The organism is Caballeronia mineralivorans PML1(12) (genome assembly GCF_001028175.1).
Classification (GTDB): domain Bacteria; phylum Pseudomonadota; class Gammaproteobacteria; order Burkholderiales; family Burkholderiaceae; genus Caballeronia; species Caballeronia mineralivorans.
In genome coordinates this window covers 22917-43915 of record NZ_AEJF01000077.1, presented here as the reverse complement: position 1 = coordinate 43915, position 20999 = coordinate 22917, and the positions used below count along the sequence as shown (strand labels likewise).

General features: G+C 60.7%; 18 protein-coding genes and 1 pseudogene. 8 read left to right on the top strand and 11 right to left on the bottom strand.

Features of this window, described 5'->3' with window-relative positions; translation table 11 throughout:
- Positions 1 to 678: 678 nt before the first annotated feature.
- From corA to EOS_RS11445, 5 genes are all read right to left on the bottom strand, one after another.
- Positions 679 to 1656 (bottom strand): magnesium/cobalt transporter CorA, encoded by a 978-nt coding sequence (corA, locus tag EOS_RS11465; RefSeq protein WP_047846753.1) that lies wholly within the window; start codon positions 1654 to 1656, stop codon positions 679 to 681.
- Positions 1657 to 1826: 170 nt separating this feature from the next.
- A complete protein-coding gene (locus EOS_RS11460) occupies positions 1827 to 2261 on the bottom strand; it encodes a bactofilin family protein (protein ID WP_047846752.1) in 435 nt (144 codons plus the stop codon).
- 88 nt (positions 2262 to 2349) lie between these two features.
- Positions 2350 to 2700 carry a hypothetical protein gene (locus EOS_RS11455; RefSeq protein WP_047846751.1) on the bottom strand — a complete coding sequence of 117 codons (351 nt, stop codon included), beginning with the start codon at positions 2698 to 2700 and terminating at the stop codon, positions 2350 to 2352.
- Positions 2687 to 3670 (bottom strand): M23 family metallopeptidase, encoded by a 984-nt coding sequence (locus EOS_RS11450; RefSeq protein ID WP_047846750.1) that lies wholly within the window; start codon positions 3668 to 3670, stop codon positions 2687 to 2689. The genes EOS_RS11455 and EOS_RS11450 overlap by 14 nt, the downstream gene beginning before the upstream one ends.
- 217 nt (positions 3671 to 3887) lie before the next feature.
- Positions 3888 to 4850 carry a LysR family transcriptional regulator gene (locus EOS_RS11445; RefSeq protein WP_047846749.1) on the bottom strand — a complete coding sequence of 321 codons (963 nt, stop codon included), beginning with the start codon at positions 4848 to 4850 and terminating at the stop codon, positions 3888 to 3890.
- A 217-nt stretch (positions 4851 to 5067) separates the two neighbouring features.
- Here EOS_RS11445 and EOS_RS11440 point away from each other — a divergent pair, with 217 nt between their 5' ends.
- The 3 genes from EOS_RS11440 to EOS_RS11430 all read left to right on the top strand — a co-directional run bounded on the left by EOS_RS11440 (position 5068) and on the right by EOS_RS11430 (position 8151).
- Positions 5068 to 6612, top strand: a complete 1545-nt coding sequence (locus tag EOS_RS11440) for a CoA-acylating methylmalonate-semialdehyde dehydrogenase (protein ID WP_047846748.1) — start codon at positions 5068 to 5070, stop codon at positions 6610 to 6612.
- A 36-nt stretch (positions 6613 to 6648) separates the two neighbouring features.
- The gene (mmsB, locus tag EOS_RS11435) at positions 6649 to 7539 is read left to right on the top strand and encodes a 3-hydroxyisobutyrate dehydrogenase (RefSeq protein ID WP_047846747.1); all 891 of its coding nucleotides are present in this window, start codon (positions 6649 to 6651) and stop codon (positions 7537 to 7539) included.
- A gap of 264 nt (positions 7540 to 7803) precedes the next feature.
- Positions 7804 to 8151, top strand: coding sequence for a hypothetical protein (locus tag EOS_RS11430; RefSeq protein WP_047846746.1), 348 nt, complete (start codon positions 7804 to 7806; stop codon positions 8149 to 8151).
- Positions 8152 to 8314: 163 nt separating this feature from the next.
- On the opposite strand, the gene EOS_RS11425 is transcribed toward EOS_RS11430, so the two are convergent.
- The gene (locus EOS_RS11425; RefSeq protein WP_047846760.1) at positions 8315 to 9115 is read right to left on the bottom strand and encodes an SDR family oxidoreductase; all 801 of its coding nucleotides are present in this window, start codon (positions 9113 to 9115) and stop codon (positions 8315 to 8317) included.
- A gap of 149 nt (positions 9116 to 9264) precedes the next feature.
- Entirely contained in the window at positions 9265 to 10128 is an 864-nt protein-coding gene (gene pdxY, locus EOS_RS11420) for a pyridoxal kinase PdxY (protein WP_047846759.1), read from the bottom strand.
- 437 nt (positions 10129 to 10565) lie between these two features.
- Between pdxY and glgC the strand changes: the two genes are divergently transcribed.
- Positions 10566 to 11849 (top strand): glucose-1-phosphate adenylyltransferase, encoded by a 1284-nt coding sequence (gene glgC / locus EOS_RS11415; RefSeq protein WP_047846745.1) that lies wholly within the window; start codon positions 10566 to 10568, stop codon positions 11847 to 11849.
- Between the two features lie 33 nt (positions 11850 to 11882).
- Positions 11883 to 13355, top strand: a complete 1473-nt coding sequence (gene glgA, locus EOS_RS11410) for a glycogen synthase GlgA (RefSeq protein WP_047846744.1) — start codon at positions 11883 to 11885, stop codon at positions 13353 to 13355.
- Positions 13356 to 13386: 31 nt separating this feature from the next.
- Here glgA and mobB read toward each other — a convergent pair whose 3' ends face one another.
- Positions 13387 to 13941 carry a molybdopterin-guanine dinucleotide biosynthesis protein B gene (gene mobB, locus EOS_RS11405; protein WP_047846743.1) on the bottom strand — a complete coding sequence of 185 codons (555 nt, stop codon included), beginning with the start codon at positions 13939 to 13941 and terminating at the stop codon, positions 13387 to 13389.
- Between the two features lie 250 nt (positions 13942 to 14191).
- Here mobB and EOS_RS11400 point away from each other — a divergent pair, with 250 nt between their 5' ends.
- On the top strand, positions 14192 to 16747 hold the full coding sequence (locus tag EOS_RS11400; RefSeq protein WP_047846742.1) for an adenosylcobalamin-dependent ribonucleoside-diphosphate reductase: 2556 nt from the start codon (positions 14192 to 14194) through the stop codon (positions 16745 to 16747).
- Between the two features lie 121 nt (positions 16748 to 16868).
- On the opposite strand, the gene EOS_RS48730 is transcribed toward EOS_RS11400, so the two are convergent.
- The 3 genes and pseudogenes from EOS_RS48730 to EOS_RS11390 all read right to left on the bottom strand — a co-directional run.
- Entirely contained in the window at positions 16869 to 16994 is a 126-nt protein-coding gene (locus tag EOS_RS48730) for a hypothetical protein (protein ID WP_268760312.1), read from the bottom strand.
- 15 nt (positions 16995 to 17009) lie between these two features.
- Complete coding sequence (locus EOS_RS11395) at positions 17010 to 17363, bottom strand: DUF4148 domain-containing protein (protein WP_047846741.1); 354 nt, start codon at positions 17361 to 17363, stop codon at positions 17010 to 17012.
- A 405-nt stretch (positions 17364 to 17768) separates the two neighbouring features.
- A pseudogene (locus tag EOS_RS11390) lies at positions 17769 to 18698 on the bottom strand (LysR family transcriptional regulator); the annotation flags it as partial.
- A 197-nt stretch (positions 18699 to 18895) separates the two neighbouring features.
- Between EOS_RS11390 and EOS_RS11385 the strand changes: the two are divergent.
- Positions 18896 to 19723 (top strand): alpha/beta hydrolase fold domain-containing protein, encoded by an 828-nt coding sequence (locus tag EOS_RS11385; protein WP_047846758.1) that lies wholly within the window; start codon positions 18896 to 18898, stop codon positions 19721 to 19723.
- Positions 19724 to 19760: 37 nt separating this feature from the next.
- Positions 19761 to 20954 (top strand): efflux RND transporter periplasmic adaptor subunit, encoded by a 1194-nt coding sequence (locus tag EOS_RS11380; protein ID WP_047846739.1) that lies wholly within the window; start codon positions 19761 to 19763, stop codon positions 20952 to 20954.
- Positions 20955 to 20999: the final 45 nt, after the last annotated feature.

The window sequence follows — 20999 nt, the reverse complement described above, 5'->3', positions numbered from 1 at the left end:
TGCGGCGCCGCCGTCGCGTGCGCCACGGGGGTAGATCAACGGATGGATTTCATAACCCTTGTACGTCTTAAGCGGCTTGACCAGTTCTTTCATGTTTCCTGAATTCCTGTATTACGCCCGCTCAGGCATCGAAATGAGGCGGCCGATACCTTAAAAACCACACCGGCGACCGGTCCGAGCCCCTTTGGCACGTGCGGTCGACAGGCGATACGAGCAAAAAATGGCGCGCGGCGCACACGGGGCGCAGCCGCTCGCTGGGCTTTAGGTGTTGAAGAACGTCGCGGTAACACGTGCGCTGCCCATGCATTACCCGTGCAACCATGCGCGGTATAACGCCTGGAAACAAGCAACCGTCGACGTCGCTGCTGTTTAAACTTTGAAGACGAATGTAGGGCCGCGACCGTTTGCGGAGCCCACACTGCCGGGGCGATGACATTCAGCCGGAGAGTTGCGCTGAAATGTTGGGTGGATCGCTGTTGCCGTGGCGAACACGCTGCGCCAAAAAGCGCACTATGTAAGATTAGACAGCAAATCAGAAAAAAGTTCCGCTGTCGCCGGAGGCCCCGCCTCTCGATGCTGCAATGCTGACATGTCCGTCGACGGTTGCAGCGGCTTCCGTCGAATCGTTTTCCGTCATCCAACCGCTTTCCAGCGGCATCGAAGCTTCTATTATAACCATCATAGCCATCCTGCCTTGCGGAACCGCCAGTAAAGGCAAATGTCCACCAGGAGCATCACGCCGATGCACGCCGGATAGCCATAGATCCAGTCCAGTTCCGGGATGCGGCGGAAGTTCATGCCGTAGATCCCCGCGATCATGGTGGGCACGGCGAACAGCGCGGCGAAGGAGCCGAGCCGTTTGGTCACCTCGCTTTCCGCCAGAGAAATCAGGCCCAGATTGACCTGGATCGCGGTCACGATCATTTCGCGGCGACCCTCGATCGTTTTGACGATGCGCAGCAGGTGGTCGTAGACATCGCGGAAATAGTCCTGCATGCCGGCGCAAATGCCCGGCGCCCGCCCGCCATACAGCTTGCTGACCGCTTCCAGCAACGGCGCGGTGTGATGCTGCAGCAGCACCATGCGGCGCTTCAGGGAATACAGATCCTCGATAATCACCCGAGACGCCGCCGACCCGTTGCGCTCGAAAATGCGCTCCTCGAGTTCCTCGAGTTCCGCGCCGAGCGCCTCCAGAATGGGGAAATAGCGGTCCACTACGTTGTCGATCAGCGCATACATCACGAATCCTGGACCGTGTTCCAGCAAATGCGGCTCGCGTTCGCAGCGGGTACGCACGTCCTGAAACCCCTGGCTCGTCCGGTTGCGGACCGACAGCACGTAATTGCTGCCCACAAACACGTCGATTTCGCCGACCACCAGTTCGTTGTCGGCATCGAGTTCCACGGTGTGGAGCACGCAAAACAGCGAGTCCGTGTATTCCTCGATCTTCGGACGCTGATGGCCGTTCTGAGCGTCTTCCACGGCCAGTTCATGCAGTCCGAACTGATGCGACATATGCGCGAGCTCGCCGGGTCCGGGTTCTTTGAGCGCGACCCAGACGAAGCAGTCGGGGACGTCGCGATAGGCGGAAATGTCGTCGATAGCGACGTCGGCGAGCTTGCGGCCCTTCTGGTAAGCCGCACAATTGACCAGCATAGATTCCTGCCCTTGCACACGGTGACGGAACCGGCGCATGCCGCCTTTCGCGAGGACGGTCAGCGCGTGACGGAGGCATGGCCGGGCTTGCCGTGAATCTTAGCGGATCTGCCTGGCGCCGATGGCCTCCAGTGCGAGTCTCCCGTCTTGCTGCGCCGCTACCGCGCTGGTCACGTCTCGCTGTGCGTGTAGTCCGAAGTCAGTTCGGAACTGAGCCGCGGCATCTCTGCCTGTACCGTCGTGTTGTCGCGTTTCGTGAGTTTCCCCTCCACCGACGCCCCCACGTCCATGCGCAGCTGCTGGTAATAGAAGTTGCCGTTCACGTGCGCATTCGACTGCAATTCGACGAAGTGTTCCACCGTTACGTCGCCGTTGATGGTCCCGTTGATCACAATGTCGCATGCATTGACGTTGCCCGTGATCGACCCCTGGTCGCTGACGACGAGCAGCGTTTGCTCGCCCGCACGACCGGTTACGTTGCCCTTTACGTGGCCGTCCATGCGCAGGCCGTCGCTGAATTCGAGATTGCCTGCTATCTGCACGTCGTGAGCGATCAGCGTAGCTAGCTTGGCTTGACTGACGCCAGGAGATTTTTTCTTGAACATGGGAAGACCCCTTCTGGTCTGGATTGCAAAGTCGATGCCGGCGTGAGTAGCGAGATGTGCCGGCGAATAGGTTTGTTCTAGGTCCGCGTTAGTTGGATTTATCGCGCTGACGTTTGAGGAACGTCAGGTCGGTACGCATCCGATGAATCTCCGCCAGACTCTCGGACGCTTGCTGCTCCATCACAAGCCGTGTCGCGACTTCATGGTCGAGCGCGATGCGCGCCTTCGCGAGCTGTTCACGGATATCGCGTTCGGACATGGGCGGTGCGCACAAGGCGTCGGCTTTCTTGCTGTTGTCGCGAGACGTGACAAGCGCGAATCCGGCCGCGGCGATCGTGCCGAGCACGAGCGTGGGCCAGGTCGGACCGCGTCGCGAGGTCAGGGAATAGGTGCGGCGCGTGAGACGGTGCGTCGGCCGGTTTCGATCAGCTTGCGGCATTGGATTTCAGCTTGAAGAGCGCCAGATACGGTGCGGGATTGACCTGCGTGCCGTCGATGATCACCTCGAAGTGCAAATGCGGCCCGGTCGACCGTCCGGTCGATCCGACCTCGGCGATCTTCTGGCCCGGCATGATGACGTCGCCCACCTTCACGAACATCTTCGATGTATGCCCATAGCGCGTAATCACGCCGGTGCTGTGCTGGATGTCGATGGCATTACCGTAACCGCCGTGCGGTCCCACCTGCACCACGCGGCCACCGGCGCTCGCGAAGATTGTCGTACCGGTCGGCGCGACGAGATCCACGCCCGGATGAAAATTCAGGTGCTGGTTGAACGGGTCGATGCGGTTGCCGAAGGGCGAGCCGAAACGCGCGCCGGGCTGCGGCTGGCGGCCCGGAAACGCCATGTACGACGCGTAGTGCGCGAGCACGGCGTCGTCGAATTTGCCGAGGGTTGCATCGAGACAATCCAGCGCGCTTTGCGTGTGTTTCAGGCGTTGGGGCGCGGAACCGGTTTGCGCGGCACGCTGTGCGTCGCAGAGCCGGGGTGGTAGGGACGGACCGCCCGAGGCGCTATCGAGCGGCGATTCGTCGTCGTTCTCGGGCAGCGGCGGAACAATGTGGATATCAGGCCGCTCGGCGGCACGCCGCGACGCCTTCAACTGTGCTTCGAAGTCCTGAAGTTCGTTCACTTGCGACACGAGTTCCACCACGCGCGGCTCGATATGCGTGAGCGTCGCGCTGATCTTGCCGAGCTCGTCGATCTCGTAGGAGCGCCGCTCCGTTTGCGCTTTCTCTTCGGCGGCGTGCGTGTTGCCCATCGCGGCGCCGATCGCCATGCCGAGTGCGAGCGCAGCCAGGATCATCGCGATCACGGCGACGATCACCATCGTGCGGACAGTGCCCGCTTCGACAAAACGCACACGCTGATGCGACACGGTCCGCCGTGACCAGATGACGAACGCCATCAGTGCACCGGGCGCGGCAAACGCGCGGGCAAGAAAGGGCGCGCTGGCGGCGAGTAGCCGGTGTATCTGCGAGTACTGAAAATGAGATGGATAAAGATCACGTCCATGTGAAAACGCCGCAGCAGGGCTACGGCGGAAAGCCTTATGGGCGGACGATCATGCACCCGTTACGCAAATCCGTATCTCATATATAAGGGGAGCTGAACAAACGCGAAATTCAAGGCTTCGGCGTTTCGCTCCACAGCATCTCGCGGCTCTCGCCCATCAGCAGCGGACGGTTCATTTCAGCCACTGTGCGCAGGAAGTCCCACACCGCCGTGATGCGTTTCAATTTGCGCAAATCTTCGCGGCAGGACAGATAAAACGCGCGCGTGACGACGATGTCATCGGGGAGAACGGGTACGAGGCGAGGGTCCTGCGCAGCGATGAAACACGGCAGGATCGCAAGCGAGCGCCCCTGCAGCGCGGCGTGATATTGAGCGATCACACTCGTGCTGCGCCAGCGCGATACAGCGCCGGGAACAGCGCGTTCGAGATACAGCAGTTCGTAGCTGAAGGCGAGGTCGTCGATATAACTCGCAAAGCGATGCGTGGTCAGGTCTTCCACTGTGCGCACCGGTTCGTGCTGGTCGAGATAGTCTCGCGTGGCGTAGAGCCGCAAGCGGTAATCGCAGAGTTTGGTGTACACGGTCTGGCCGTGTTCCGGACGCTCCAGCGTCACCGCGATATCGGCCTCGCGTTTGGACAAGCTGACGAAGTGCGGAACCGGCAACAAGTCGATCGAAATCTGCCTGTGCGCGTCCTGGAAGCGCGCGAGTTGGGGGGCGAGAAAGAAGCAGCCGAAACCTTCGGTCGATCCCACGCGCACGTGTCCTGACAGCGCGTGTCCCGAATTCGCGATGTGCTCGGTCGCCGACTGAACCGTGGTCTCCATGGCGTCCACATACGCGAGCAGGCGCTGTCCTTCGGCGGTCAGGATGAAACCGCCGCTGCGGGATTTGTCGAAGAGCAGGGTGCCCAGCGCGTCTTCGAGCGCCCGCACGCGGCGCGCGACAGTCGTGTAATCGACTCCCAGACGTTTCGCCGCGCCGCTTGCACGCTGGGTTCGCGCGACTTCCAGGAAGTACCGGAGGTCGTCCCAGTTGAGGTTGCTGATGCCCGGAGCCGTGCTTTTTTGCATATTGGATGGGTATTTGTATCGATACTTCGTAGAGATTTGCATAACTATACTGAACGATGTGGACTCGCTGCGTGATCTTTGCGATTGATGAGCCGACAACATTCAAATAATCCGGAGACAACAATTCCCCTTTGCGACTTGCGCGGTATCTGCGTGCGTCCGCGTCTCTGCATCTCGTTCCTGCCAGGAACGTTCTCGTTTTCAAGGAGCCTCTCTCATGAATACCGCTGCTGACCGTCCGGCGCTGGCCGTTCAATCCAACGCCGGCGTGCGTACGGCCAAATTGCTGATCGATGGCAAGTTCGTGGAATCGACGACAAAGGAGTGGCGCGACATCGTGAATCCCGCGACCCAGGAGTTAGTCGGCCGCGTACCGTTCGCGACGAAAGAAGAAGTCGATGCCGCCGTGGCGTCGGCTGTAAAAGCGTTCCAGACATGGCGCCTGACGCCGCTCGGAACGCGCATGCGCATCATGCTGAGATTCCAGGATCTGGTGCGCCAGAACATGAAACGCATCGCGCAGACGCTGACCGCCGAGCAGGGCAAGACGCTGCCCGATGCCGAAGGCGATATCTTCCGCGGGCTGGAAGTGGTCGAGCATGCGTGTTCGATCGGCACGTTGCAGCAAGGCGAATTCTCGGAGAACGTGGCGGGCGGTGTGGACACGTACACCCTGCGCCAGCCGATAGGCGTCTGCGCCGGCATCACGCCGTTCAACTTCCCCGCGATGATCCCGCTCTGGATGTTCCCGATGGCGATCGTCTGCGGCAATACGTTCGTGTTGAAGCCGTCGGAGCAAGATCCGCTGTCGACCATGGAACTGGTTGAACTGGCGCTCGAGGCGGGCATTCCCGCGGGCGTGCTGAACGTCGTGCACGGCGGCAAGGACGTGGTCGACGCCATCTGCACGCATCCCGACATCAAGGCGATTTCATTCGTCGGATCGACCCATGTGGGCACGCACGTGTACAACCTCGGCAGCCAGCACGGCAAGCGCGTGCAAGCCATGATGGGCGCGAAGAATCACGCTGTCGTGCTACCCGATGCAAACCGCGAACAGACGTTGAACGCACTTGCCGGCGCCGGTTTTGGCGCGGCGGGGCAGCGCTGCATGGCGACGTCGGTGGTGGTGTTCGTGGGGGCATCGAAGGACTGGTTGCCCGAGCTGGTCGAGCGGGCGCGCGGCTTGACCGTGAACGGCGGTACGGAGGCCAATACGGATGTGGGTCCGGTTGTCTCACGTGCAGCCAAAGAGCGGATTCTCGGGTTGATCGAAAAGGGCGTGAGCGAAGGCGCGACCTTGTCGCTGGATGGCCGCAACGTGCAAGTGAAGGGTTATGAGAAGGGCAACTTCATTGGCCCGACGGTCTTCTCAGGCGTCACCACCGACATGACCGTCTACAAGCAGGAGATTTTCGGCCCGGTGATCTGCGTGCTCGAAGCAGCGACGCTCGACGATGCCATCGCCCTGGTCAACCGCAATCCGATGGGTAACGGCGTGGGCTTGTTCACGCAAAGCGGGGCGGCCGCGCGTAAGTTCCAGAGCGAGATCGATGTCGGTCAGGTCGGCATCAATATCCCCATCCCCGTGCCTGTGCCGTATTTCAGCTTTACCGGCTCACGGGGCTCGAAGCTTGGCGATCTGGGGCCGTACGGCAAACAGGTCGTGCAGTTCTATACGCAAACGAAAACGGTCACCTCGCGCTGGTTCGACGACGCCACCGTCAACGACGGCGTGAACACTACTATCTCGCTGCGCTAAGCCGGTTGCCCGGTGAAATAAAAAAGGAGACAAGCAATGGAAATCGGCTTTATCGGACTGGGCAACATGGGCGGACCCATGGCCGCCAACTTGCTGAAGGCGGGGCATTCGCTGACGGTGTTCGATTTATCGGAGAAGGCGTTGCAGGCGGCTGTCGATGCGGGCGCGCGGACCGCGGCATCGCCCCGTGAGGTGGCTCAGACGAGCGAGGTGGTGATCACCATGCTGCCCGCCGCCGCGCACGTCAAGGCGGTCTATTTGAACGCCGATGGCGTGCTCGCCGGCGTTCGTCCGGGGGTGCCGCTGATCGACAGCAGTACGATCGATCCGGCGACCGCGCGATTGATCGGCGAGAGCGCGTTAAAGCAGGGCAACCCGTTTGCCGATGCCCCCGTATCCGGCGGCACGGGCGGCGCGCAGGCGGGCACGCTGACGTTCATGGTCGGCGCCGATGCAGCGCTGTTCGAAACGCTCAAACCCGTGCTCGCCGGCATGGGCAAGAACATGGTTCATTGCGGCGAAACGGGGACGGGTCAGATCGCGAAAATCTGCAACAACCTGCTGCTTGGCATTTCGATGATCGGCGTGGCGGAAGCGATGAAACTCGGCACATCGCTCGGGATTGATCCGAACACGCTTGCCGGCGTCATCAACACATCGACGGGACGTTGCTGGAGCGCCGATACGTATAATCCCTACCCCAACGTTTTGCCAAATGCACCGTCGTCCCGCGGGTATACCGGGGGTTTCGGGGCGGATCTCATGTTGAAGGATCTCGGCCTGGCCGTTGATGCAGCGCGTCAAGTCAAGCAGCCCATTTTGCTTGGCGCGCTCGCGCAACAGCTTTATCAGACCATGAGCATGCAGGGCTTGGGCGGGTTGGACTTCTCCGCCATTATCAAGCTATACGGTCGAGAGGATGCCTGATTAAAACGAACGGTCGCGCGTTCTTGTGACCCGCTTTTATGTGAGCTGTTAAGCTGCATTGCAACATGGCATGCCGCTCCGCCATGCCAATCAAGCACACAGGGAATACGATGATTCGCTTCTCCTGATTTTGGCCTATTCTCAAAGCACGACGTTCTTGTCTTCGTCTTAATTAGTAAGCAGATGACGAAGTCAGCGAAGCCGCTTTAGTCATTAAGGCCAGCGAAATGCTGGCGGCAAATAGCCAGGATCAAGGAGAGCCAGATGCAAACATCTCGTCACTTTCACATGGAATTGCGGCACGCCACAATGCCGACCTACGTGTTCAGTTACCTGTTCCCGTTGGTGTTGCTGGCGTATGAGTTATGGCGCGTAGGTTCATGGGTGGCCGTGCGTGGTTTCAACTTCTCGGACTTCAGTTCGATGGGGTATGAGTTCGCGCTGATGCTAGCCGTGTTTGCCATGCAGATCGTGGTTGAAATCGCGTTCATGGCCGCTGCCATGCTGACGAAACATCATGACGTTGCGCATCGTGCTGGTAACTTGCTACTGGGCATCTTCTGCTCAATGGTGGTGCTGGGATTCGATCTCGCGCTCCAGTATGCGATGTAAGCGGTAGCGTTATTCAGGTTCTCGCAGCAATAAAAAGCCCGTTCGAGCGTTTGCGCGAGCGGGCTTTTTACGTTGGTTCTCTGATTGCGAGTGCTGGTCAGCAACCTACTGCGTCAGGCAAGTCGGGCGCTGTTTGGGCGATACGCTCAAGCTTGCGGGGGCTCTAGCCGTTGTCCGCAAAGCCCGGATACAGCGTCATGCCGCCGTCCACGAACAAGGTTGTGCCGACCACATAGTCGCTATCGTCCGAGGCCAGCCAGACCGCAGCTCGGCCGATATCTTCGCTCTCGCCAATCCGGCCATAGGGCACGAGTTCGAGCAGCGTCTTCAACGCCTCGGGGCTGTCCCACGCCGCTTTGTTGATCGGCGTGCGGATTGCGCCCGGCGCGATCGAGTTGACGCGAATCCGGTGTGGCGCGACTTCCTGCGCGAGCGATTTCATCATCATCTGGATGCCGCCCTTCGACGACGCATAGTTGACGTGTCCGCCCCACGGGATGACTTCGTGCACCGAGCTCATGCAGATGATCTTGCCGAGCGCCTTCGATACCGGTCGCGGGCCACGTCGGAGAAATTCGCGGACGGCACGTTGAGCGGTGAGGAACTGGCCGGTGAGGTTCACGTTCATCACGGCGTTCCAGTCGGCGAGCGTCATGTCGACGAACTTCGAATCCTTCTGCAAGCCGGAATTCGCGACCACGATATCCACCGTCCCGAAGCGCTTGATCAGCGTGTCGAACATGACGTCGATATCGGCTTCGTCGGAGACGTCGGCCTGGATCGCGATGGCCTGGCCGCCGGTTTTTTGGATGCTCGCGGCAAGCTCTTCAGCGGCTTCGCCATGCGAGTGGTAGTTGATGGCGACGCTTGCGCCGACGTCGGCGAGTGCTTGTGCCACGCCGTAACCGATGCCCGAACTGCCGCCGGTGACAAGCGCTACCTGACCTTCGAGTACTGGATTCATAACGGTCTCTGGTTGGATGCGAAGCGCGCCGCGCGCGCCGCCGTTAATGCGTTGCGCCTGCTCGTGATGCACCTGCGTGGGGCTGGCCGGGCCGGAGACGTCATCGGGAACAGCAAGTGCCGGTCCCGCTCGAAAGTGGACGTGGCGCCTTACTCGGAATCGACCCCGAGCGCCGGAAAACGTTCTGTCGGATACGCGATCTCGTCCTGCGACGCGACGATTTCAAGCTCGTAGCGCCCGGCCTGGAAGGTGGTCCGGACTACCGCGTTCACTGCGGCAAGCGTGTGTTCGAGCGCGCCGCGTACCGAATCCCCCAGCAGCGTGCGCGCGAGGAATATCGCGCTCGTCAGGTCGCCTACACCTACCGGTTGCCGGGCAAACGGATACAGCGGCCGCTGCGCGAACCACGCTTCGGTTTCGGTCACGGCCAGCATGTTGAAGGTATCGGCGCGGCTGTTTTTGTCGATCAGATGTTTAACCAGCACAACCTTCGGACCGCGGGCAATCAGCTCCCGGCACGCGGCGACCGCTTCGTCCACCGTCTCGATGGTGCGTCCCGTCAGCTTTTGCAATTCGATGTGATTGGGCGTCATGGCGTCGGCGATTTCCGGCATGGTGCTCACCAGGAACTCCTGTATACCGGGTTCGACGTTGCAGCCGCTTGTGGTGCCCATCACGGGGTCGCAGAAAAAGCGCGCTTTCGGATTGACGGCTTTCACCATCCTGACAATTTCCACCACCGCGGCGCCTTGCTCGGGCGAGCCGAGATAGCCTGACAGGATCGCGTTGCAGCGCGACAGAACGCCGATTGCGCCGATCCCCTCGATCACCCGCGTCAGTTCATCAGCGTCGGCGACGCTGCCCGTCCAGCGGCCGTATTGCGTGTGATTCGAGAATTGCACGGTGTTAAGCGGCCAGACGTTGATGCCCATGCGACGCATTGGGAAAACGGCTGCGCTGTTGCCTGCGTGGCCGAAGACCACGTGTGACTGGATGCTGAGGACGTTGTTCATGATGGTTTTCGCCGGGTGCAGGACGGCGGCCGGGGCCGCGCACGAAATTGCATGCATGTTAGACATGCCGGACATCATTGTGCCGTGATTTTCGCTCGCGCCGAAAGAACCCTCCTATAAATCCCGAACGGGAGCGAAATCCACTTGGCATGAGGATTGCTCAACCCTTACGCGCTGCCGCATCGCCGACCAACAGTTCAAGCCAAATCCATCGGATTACAGAGCGATATTGACGGCCCTGTTTGTCAATTTCCGAAAAGCAGGTGCGAACTATTCACCTTTGCAGCAAAATCATCCCAACAAGCTCAATCGATCGTCGTTTAAATCTTCTGGAGAAAACAGCCACAGCACTTTGAATCATTCGCCAGCAAGCACCGATAAACAGCTGGAACAAGCTAGAAACAGGCCAGAGACAGGCCGCAAAACAGGAGGTCGGTATGGAGACGCTGACAGGAAGTCGTACGGATCTGCAGAAGAACACGCTGGCTATCGTTCTCGCGGGCGGCCGGGGTACTCGCCTTGGGCCGCTCACGAACAAGCGCGTCAAACCAGCAGTGCACTTTGGTGGCAAATACCGCATCGTGGACTTCGCCTTGTCGAATTGCCTGAATTCGGGCATCCGGCGTATCGCGGTCGTCACGCAATACAAGGCACATTCGCTCTTGCGTCATTTGCAGCGCGGCTGGGGTTTCCTGCGCGGCGAGTTCAACGAGTTCATCGATATCTGGCCGGCTCAGCAACGTGTGGACTCAAGCTGGTATCGCGGAACGGCAGATGCTGTGTTCCAGAATCTCGACATCATTCGCTCGATCGGCCCCGAGTACATCATCGTGCTGGCTGGCGACCACATCTACAAGCAGGACTACACGCGCATGGTCCTCGACCACGTCGAGAGCGGCGCGGATTGCACGGTCGGGTGTATCGAGGTGCCGCGCATGGAAGCCACCGCGTTTGGCGTGATGCACGTCGACGCGCAGCGCCGCGTGACCGCCTTCCTGGAAAAGCCTGACGATCCACCGGCCATGCCGGGCAAGCCCGACGTCGCGCTCGCGAGCATGGGCATCTATGTGTTCAGCGCGAAATATCTGTATCAACTGCTCGAAGAGAATATTGCGTTGTCCGATACAGATCACGACTTCGGCAAGGACATCCTGCCGCGCGTGGTGACCAGCGGCCGGGCGATCGCGCATCCGTTCGGGATGTCGTGCGTGACCTCCGAAACCGATCCGAACGCACCGCCGTATTGGCGCGACGTGGGCACCGTCGACGCGTACTGGTCGGCGAACCTGGACCTGGCATCGACCATTCCGGCGCTCGATCTCTACGACCGCAAGTGGCCGATCTGGACCAATCAGGAGCAGTTGCCGCCGGGCAAGTTCGTGCGTGATCTGCACGGGCAGCAGGGCGCGATCAACAATCTGCTCGTCTGCGGCGGCTGCGTGATCTCAGGCTCGCAAGTCGCGCGTTCGGTGTTTTCATCGGCGGTGCGGGTGCATTCGTTCTGTCACATCAACGAAGCCGTGCTGTTGCCGCAGGTCACGGTCGGGCCGAGTTGCCGGCTGAAGCGTGTGGTGATCGACCGGGGTTGCACGTTGCCGGAGGGACTGGTCATTGGCGAGGACCCCGATTACGATGCCGAGCGCTTTTTCCGCACTGAAAATGGCGTGGTGCTCGTGACACAGGATGCATTGACACGTCTCGGACAAGCCAAGCAGTCATAATCCGGACCACCGGAACAAGCCAATGGGGAACCGATGACCGTATGCGTGCTGCATGTTGCAGCGGAGATGTATCCGCTTTTGAAAACCGGCGGCCTCGCCGATGTCGTGGGCGCATTGCCGCCGGCCCAGACGCAACTGGGCACCAATGCCCGCGTGATCCTGCCGGCGTTTCCTTCCGTCGTTGCCGGCCTGAAGCAGATCGAGCCGGTGGCCGACCTCGGCTGGGCGTTTGGTATAGACAACGTGCGGCTCGAGCGGGGCGTGCTGGAGCCGCACGGAATCGTGGTCTACATGGTGCGCGCCGATGCGTTTTATGACCGGCCGGGCAATCCGTATCTCGACGCCTCACATACTCAATATGCCGACAGCGACCGGCGTTTCGCGCTACTCGGCTGGGCGGCGGCGCGTCTTGCGACGGGTGCCGATCCTGCATGGAAACCTCACGTCCTGCATGCGCACGACTGGCACGCAGGGCTCGCGCCGGCGTATCTGCGGGCGCGCGAGCGGGAGGGCGTCGCGCGCGTGCCGTCGGTCATGACGGTCCATAACCTCGCTTATCAAGGCGTGTTTCCCGCGTCGGAATTTAGTGTGCTTCAACTACCGGCGGATTTTTTCTCCGTCAATGGCGTCGAGTTTTACGGTCATCTCTCGTTTCTTAAAGCCGGGTTGTTCTATGCAGACCGCATCACGACCGTGAGCCCGACCTACGCACGCGAGATTCAGACGCACGCGCAAGGCGCGGGGCTCGATGGTTTGCTGCGCCACCGCACGCACGACATCAGCGGGATTCTCAACGGCGTCGATAAGACGGTGTGGAACCCGGAGACGGATACCGCCATCGACACGCAATATTCGATTGAGAAGTTGACCGGAAAAGCGAAGTGCAAAGCCGCGTTGCAGGAACGCGTCGGCCTCGCGCGTGAGCCGGATGCGTTGCTGTTTGGCGTGGTGAGCCGGCTGACCGAGCAGAAGGGGATCGACCTGTTGTTGTCGGCTATTCCCGATATCGTCCAGCGTGGCGGTCAGCTGGTTGTGCTCGGTACAGGCGATCCGGCGCTGGAAAGCGGCCTTAAGAAAGCCGCGCTGGCGCATCCGCACGCGGTCGCGGTCGAGCTGGGATTCGACGAAACGCTTTCACATTCGATTATTGCAGGCAGCGACGTTGTGATGGTGCCGTCGCGTTTCGAACCGTGCGGCCTGACGCAGTTGTACGCACTGGCGTATGGGTCGCTGCCGCTCGTTCATTGCGTGGGAGGTCTTGCCGATACCGTGGTGGATACATCGCTGGAGAATCTCGCGGATGATCTCGCCACCGGTTTCGTCTTCGAGAAATTCGACCGGCCATCAATCGTCGCGGCCATTCGCCGAGCGTTCGCGTTGAAGCAGCGGCGGCTGGAATGGAAAGCCGTCGAGCGCCGCGCGATGACGCAGGACTTCGGCTGGGAAGCGTCGGCTTTGCGATACGCGGATGTGTATCGCGAGTTGATTGGCTCGGACGTGCGCTAGTCGTTCAGATCGCGAGCGAGCGCGGCCGGCGTTAAATATCTGGCTTGTCGGCGTTTAACAGAGAGAGCCCGACGGCTTTGCAGATGAACTCGCCGATACAGTCAATGTTCGCCAGTGGCAGAAGCGGTATGGCGGGTACGTCATGAAGGCCCGGTGCGTCGTCGGTGGCGATGGCAAGGATTGCTGTATCGGTTCGATACAGCGGGTCTTTACCCACGCCAGGACGCACGACCTCGATGCGCGGCAACACTTCGCGCGTGAAGCCTTCCACCAGCGTCAGGTCGGAGGGCGTAAGCCGTGCGACAAGATCGGCTAACGGTGGTTCGGGCGCATCGTGCAGTTCGCGCACGATGGCGTAACGATACGGCGAGGCGATCAATACCTCGCCCGCGCCCGCCGCGCGATAACGCGCGCTGTCCTTGCCCGGCGGTTCGAGATCGATGGAATGATGACTGTGCTTCACCACGTTCACTACCCAACCGCGTGCGTGGAACCAAGGCAGGAGCGCCTCGATCAACGTCGTCTTACCCTGTCCCGAACGCCCGCAAATCCCGAAGATGCGCAGCTTCGCCGCTGCTTCTGTCATGTCGTTACCCCGTCCTTTCTTGAATGTTGGCGCGTGTCATTGCTTCCATGAATAGCACCGCTCGGCGAGATTGATCGCGAGCACAGTGCAGAGGGTACCAGCGGACGCGGCAAACACCGAGTAGCCGCCGCCCACAACCGGCTATGTCGGTCAGCTCGGAAAAAGTGCAAACTTCAGGTTTGAAACACTGGGCGAGGGCGCTTTCGCCGCTCCGATGCAACGCAGCAAACCGCTGGCTACGAGGACTGACATGGCTGAAGACGACTTGAAGATCACCGTTTCACCGCAGCAATTTTCCATCGACGTGATGCTGGAAAAGTATGCGAAGGGTGACGAAACGCGCATCGAGGACATTTACCGCCGGGTCGCGCGAGGCGTGGCGCTCGCGGAACCCGAGGCGCGGCGCAAGCAGGTCGAGACGGAGTTCTTCGAGAATTTCCAGCGGGGTGCGCTGGGCGCCGGCCGCATCATGAGCGCGGCCGGCACCGGGATCCAGGCAACGCTCATCAACTGCTTCGTGCAGCCCGTGGGCGACGCCATCCAGGGCGTCGACGAGAACGGTTTGCCGGGCATCTACGTCGCGCTGTTGCAGGCGGCCGAAACCATGCGGCGCGGCGGCGGCGTGGGTTACAACTTTTCCGCGATCCGCCCGAAGGGGGCGCGCGTGCATTCCACCGGGTCGTCGGCGTCGGGTCCGTGCAGTTACATGGATGTCTTCGACGCGTCATGCAGGACCGTTGAAAGCGCAGGCTCGCGGCGCGGTGCGCAGATGGGCATTCTCGATTGCTCGCATCCGGACCTGCTCGAATTTATCGCGGCCAAGCATGTTAAAGGGCGCTGGAACAACTTCAACGTATCGGTCGCGGTGACGGACGAGTTCATGCAGGCAGTCGCCGACGACGCCCCGTGGGAACTCGTGCATCGCGCGGAACCGTCGCCCGCGTTCAAGGCATCAGCGGATGCACGGCAGCGCGACGACGGTTTGTGGGTCTATCGCGAAGTGCGTGCACGGGAAGTGTGGGACACGATCATGCGCTCGACCTATGACGTCGCGGAACCGGGCGTGGTGTTCGTATCGCGCATGAACGACGACAACAATCTGCGTGCCGTGGAGACGATTCGCGCGACGAATCCTTGCGGCGAGCAGCCGTTGCCCGCGTATGGCTGCTGCAACCTTGGACCGTTGAACCTGACGCGATTCGTGCGTGAACCCTTCGCGCAGCGTCACGGAGGCACGCCTGTATTCGACTGGGACGGCCTGGCGAAAAGCACGCGCACGCAAGTTCGTTTTCTCGATGACGTGCTGGACGTGACGCTCTGGCCGTTGCCGGAGCAAGATAAGGAAGCGCAGGCAAAGCGGCGTATTGGCGTGGGTTTTACCGGACTAGGCGACACGCTCGTCATGCTGGGCGTGCGCTACAACTCGCAGGAAGGCCGCGACTTTGCGGCACGCGTGGCGCGGACCATGCGCGACGAGGCGTATCGCGCGTCGGTGGAACTGGCTCGGGAGCGGGGGGCGTTCCCGCTCTTCGATGCGAAAAAGTACCTTGAAACAGGCACTTTTGCGTCTCGCTTGCCGGATGACATCAAGGCGGAGATTCATCGCGACGGCATTCGCAACAGCCACCTGCTCTCGATTGCGCCGACCGGCACCGTGAGCCTCGCGTTTGCTGACAATGCGTCGAATGGAATCGAACCAGCGTTCTCATGGACCTATCAGCGCAACAAGCGCATGGCCGACGGCAGCCGGCAATCGTTCGTGGTGGAGGATCATGCGTACCGGCTGTATCGCGAGCTGGGTGGGGACATAAAGGCGCTGCCGGATTACTTCGTGAGCGCGCTCGATATGTCCGCGAACGATCATCTGGAAATGATGGCGGCGGTGCAGCCTTTCGTCGATACATCGATCTCGAAGACGGTGAATGTGCCAGCCGATTATCCGTTCGATGCATTCAAGGATCTCTACTTCGATGCATGGCGCCGGGGCCTGAAGGGGCTCGCCACCTACCGTCCGAACGAGACGCTGGGAGCGGTGTTGTCCGTGACGCCCGAGACGCCTGCCATGGTTGCATCCGATCCCTCGGACGCTGCAGATGCTGACGTTGAGCTGGATCCGTTGCGGATTGCCGTCGATCATCGCCCACGGGGCGAGTTGCCGGCGATTATCGAGAAGGTGGAGTACCTCACGCAGGCCGGCAAGAAGTCGCTTTATGTGGCGGTGTCGTTCATGGAGATCACGGGGCGGCTGGGCGGGGAGGATGTCACCATCGAGCGGCCCATCGAGTTCTTCATTCCGACGGGTCAACGCGACGAATCGCAGCAGTGGATCACGGCGACCATGCGCTCGTTGTCGCTGGCAGCGCGAGGTGGGTTTGTCGCGCGTAATTTGCAGGATATGCGCAAGGTGTCGTGGGATCGTGGGCAGGTGCGTCTTGGCGACGTCGAGCGTCTCGATGGGCATAAGGCGCCGCGCTGGCACGACTCCGAAGTTGCGGCGCTTGCGTATGCGATCCAGCAGATTCTGTATCGACGTGGCTTCCTCGATATCGAGGGTGGCCAGGTGCCATCGCGCGTGCTTGCGCAACGTCGGCATGAGAATACGCAGGCTGGCGCTGTATCAGCGTCATTCGATTCTACCGATGACGACATCACGGCAGTCGTGGAAAACAGCGCAGATGCAGCCAACCCGCACGCGCTGCTGCCAATCCCAGGCCGTAAGTGCCCCACTTGCGGCGCTAATGCGATGATCCGCAAGGATGGCTGCGACTTCTGTACGGCGTGCGGTGAAGTAGGCGCTTGCGGATGATTGAGGCCAAGTACATGATCGCTTCCGACTGCGACCATGTACTCAGTTGACTGAGTCCTACTTCGTTACCGCGGACCCGATAGTTCGCGGTAACGAAGCGTTGAAACATTAAGTCTGTTGCTTATTGCGCCAACTCCACTGCCTGACGTTCGCGTGTTGCTTGCGGCCTGTACGGCTGCCATTGCGGTACTTCAGGCAGCCAGTCGTCGAGTGCCGAGAAGTCTTCAAGGGGTACTGATTCATTCATGATGGACTCCTTGCCTTATTGAACGTTGGCCTTGCCGCTTTGAGTCACCGAGCCGTTCGCGAACTCCACCACTGCGCGGTTGCGTTGTTCTGCAACCTCCTCTTCGCGGGCGCGTTGTTCATGTTGGGCTGCTACGGCAATGCCGGCCATGCTGCGGTCTGGATACGTGTTGCGATTCAACGCGGGTAGCGTGCCGTTTGCATAGGCTGCGGCCAGTTCGGCACGCACTTGTGCACGTGTCATGGTGCTTTCGGAGGTCGTCACTGTTTGATACGTGCCTGCGTGACCGATGCCGCCGTCGGCGAATGCGGTCGTGGAGACGACGGCCGAAATAGCCGAAAGCGAGAGTGTTGCGATAACGGTTTTCATGCGTGTTGCTCCTGTCGATTCATGCGAAAGCATTGAACGGAGTCGATGCAATCGGACTGATAGCGGGGCAGTGAGGGCGAGGGACTTAGTTAGCCAAACAACTAAGCAACGGGCCGCGCTGCGACAGGGGCAATGTAGTCAAGCAAGGACTGGGGATAAATGACTATTGCGCGAATTCATTAATCGCGCTAGGCGAATAATCGCAAAAGCCCTTATGGCAAGGGCTTTTGCGATGAAACCAGTATTGGTCAAAGGGACTTAAGCCCATACCCGCAAGAGGGTCGAACGGGCCTAAAAAGGCTTGGAGGAGACTCAACTCAAAAACTAAACCACGACCTCAGCGGTGCCGGCAACATCCGGCGTCCCGTGTTTAACGGCCGAGGACTTCGGCGTGGCAGTCGGCAGGCAACGCTGCTCGGCGTCCTCCTGCCCGGAAAGCAGCGGACACCGTTCAAACAACTCAGCGGCCCAGTCGACAAACACCCGCACCTTGGGCGACAAATGCCGGTTATGCGGATAAACGACTGAAATGGGCATGGGAAGAGGTTTCCACTGCGGCAGTACCTCGACCAGTTCGCCGGCCCGCAAATGCGGAAGGGCCATGAACCGCGCGATCTGGACGAGCCCAACCCCTTTAACGCCACACGCCAGATAAGCCTCGGCGTCATTCACCGCAATGGCCCCGCGCATTTTCACTTCGATGGATTTCCCATCGACCACAAAATCCATATCCATCACGCGGCCGGTGCGGCTGGAAAAATAATTCACGGCCGTGTGCTGCTGCAAATCCTCGATGGTATGCGGTACGCCATGAAGCTCGAGATAATCGGGACTCGCCGCGGTCAGGCCCTGGAACACGCCGATCCGCCGCGCCACCAGACTCGAATCCTGCAAGGTCCCGACGCGAATGACACAATCCACCCCTTCCTGAATCAGGTCGACCGGTTTGTCGCCGAAACCGATCATCAATTCGATGTCCGGGTAACGCGAGTGGAATTCACAAAGCTGGGGCATGACGATCATGCGCCCGATCGACCCCGGCATATCGATCCGCAATTTACCGCGCGGGCCTTTGCCGGTATTGGCGAACGAACTCTCGGTTTCCTCGATGTCCGCGAGAATCCGCACGCAGCGCTCGTAGTACGCAGCGCCGTCCGGCGTGAGGTTCAGGCGTCGTGTCGTGCGTTGCAGGAGACGCACGTTGAGGAACGCTTCGAGGTTTTGAATGATCGTTGTCACCGAGGCGCGGGGCATGTCCAGGGTGTCTGCCGCGCGTGAAAAACTGTTGGTGTCGACGACTCTTGTAAACACCTGCATAGCTTGTAGCCGGTCCATTTTTCTCTCACCGTCAATGCTTTGCAGCGTCCGGAATAAGGATGCCGCTCAGACAGGAATGGGCAGTTTCGATCGCGATTGTTCGGTGCGACCGAATTGTGTTGCCGGATTATAGGCATTTATTTCAAATGTCGTTGCCCCCAGAATTCGTTCCATCGCAACTCGGGTGGGATGGCGCGGACGCGCTGAAAATAACCATGGCATCGACGCTGGATCTGGGCCTCTGCATAGAGGATGTTCGAATCGCGGGACATGCGCAACCCATAACCTTGCGCAGTTATCGCCCCGCCTCGGACGGCAGCATCCTGCCGGTCGTGCTCTATTTTCATGGCGGCGGTTTTGTGCGCGGCACGCTGGATGACGCCGACATTGCCGCGGCCACGATCGCCCGGGACACCGCGGCGTGGGTCGTCTCGGTGGGCTACTCGCTGGCGCCGGCCTTCCCGTTTCCCGCAGCGCCTGAAGATGGCTATCGGGCGGCGCAATGGGCGATAGCGAACGCTCGTGCGCAACGGGCAGACGCGAACCGGATTGGTGTAGCGGGGCACGATGCAGGCGGCAATCTCGCCACCTGTCTTGCGGCTATTGCACGGGATCGCGGGGACATTGCGATCCTGGCGCAAGCGCTGCTCGCGCCGCTGCTCGATCCAAGCATGACGCGCATGGCCGACGAGAATAAGGTGCGCTCGCCGGACATCTGCATGGCGGAGTGCGCACAGTGTTATCGCGCGTACCTGCCGAATGCTTCGCAACGGCTTCATCCGTATGCAGCGCCGCTTGAATCGCGGCGCCTTGCGGGTTTGCCGCCAGCGCTGATTGCGAGCGCCCAGCATGACCTGCTGCATATCGAGGCAGAGAAATACGCGGGCGAGCTGATCGCTGCCGGTGTGCCGACGGAAGTCACGCGGCATGTCAATGCATCGCATAACGCGCTGGCAGCGGACCCGGCCGCACTCGCCGACGTCGTCGCGTTCTTCAAGAAACGGCTTCGCGCGCGGGCGCTTGCGCCACTCGCGACACATTAAAAATTCAAACAATCTCAACGACTAATCGGAGCAACGCATGTCCATCACTCGCAAACGTCTTATCGTCGCGCTGGGCGCCACGCTGGTCGTCGCAGGCATCGGAACATTCACTGCCATGCATGGTTTCGGCCGCGGCGATCTGCCGGTGAACGGCGCCGAGGCCGCCATCAAGCCGGCGGCACCCGCCATGGAAGTGGATGTCGCCACGGTGGTCTCGAAGACCATTACCGACTACCAGAACTATTCGGGGCGCCTTGAGGCCGTCGACAAAGTCGAGATCCGTCCGCTCGTGCCAGGGACCATCGTCGCGGTGCATTTCGCCGACGGCGCGCTGGTGAAGAAGGGCGATCCGCTCTTCACGATCGATCCGCGGCCGTATGTGGCGGCAGTCGATCAAGCCGCGGCGCAACTCGCGGCGGCCCAGGCGCGCAACGGTTATACATCGACCGATGCTGCGCGTGCGGAACGTTTGCTGGCGGACAACGCCATCGCCAAGCGCGACTACGACGAGAAGCAGAACTCGGCGCATGAAGCGGCTGCGAACCTGAAGGCGGCGCAAGCGGCGCTCGAGACGGCGAAGATCAACCTGACGTACACGCAGATCGTGGCGCCGGTGTCGGGCCGTGTGTCGCGTGCCGAGATGACAGTGGGCAACATCGTGTCGACGGGTTCCAGCGCACCGTTGTTGACTACGCTGGTGTCGGTGTCGCCGATCTACGCATCGTTCGATGTCGACGAGCAAACGTACCTGCGTTATCTGAGCCGTGACTCGCGTGCAAGCGTTCCGGTCTCGCTCGGTCTCGCGAACGAGGATGGTTTCTCGCGCGAAGGCAAGGTCGCATCCGTCGATAACCAGCTCGACACGGGCTCCGGCACGATCCGCGTGCGGGCACGTTTCGATAACGCCGACGCTTCGCTGGTGCCGGGTCTCTACGCACGCATCAAGGTGGGCGGCGGCACGCCGCATCCGGCCGTGCTGATCGACGACGCCGCGATCGGAACCGACCAGGACAAGAAGTTCGTGATGGTGGTCGATCACGACAACCGCGCGCAGTACCGAGAAGTCACGCTCGGCACATTGAGCGACGGCCTGCGCGTGATCGTGAAGGGCTTGCAGCCGGGCGAACGGATCGTGGTGAACGGCCTGCAGCGCGTGCGTCCGAACGATGTCGTGAAGGCCAATTCCGTAGCAATGGCGAGTGCGTCGCCGGCCACCAAAGACGCTTCATAAGACGCGCTTTATAAGACGCTTAACAGCGGCTCCTCGTGTGCGAAG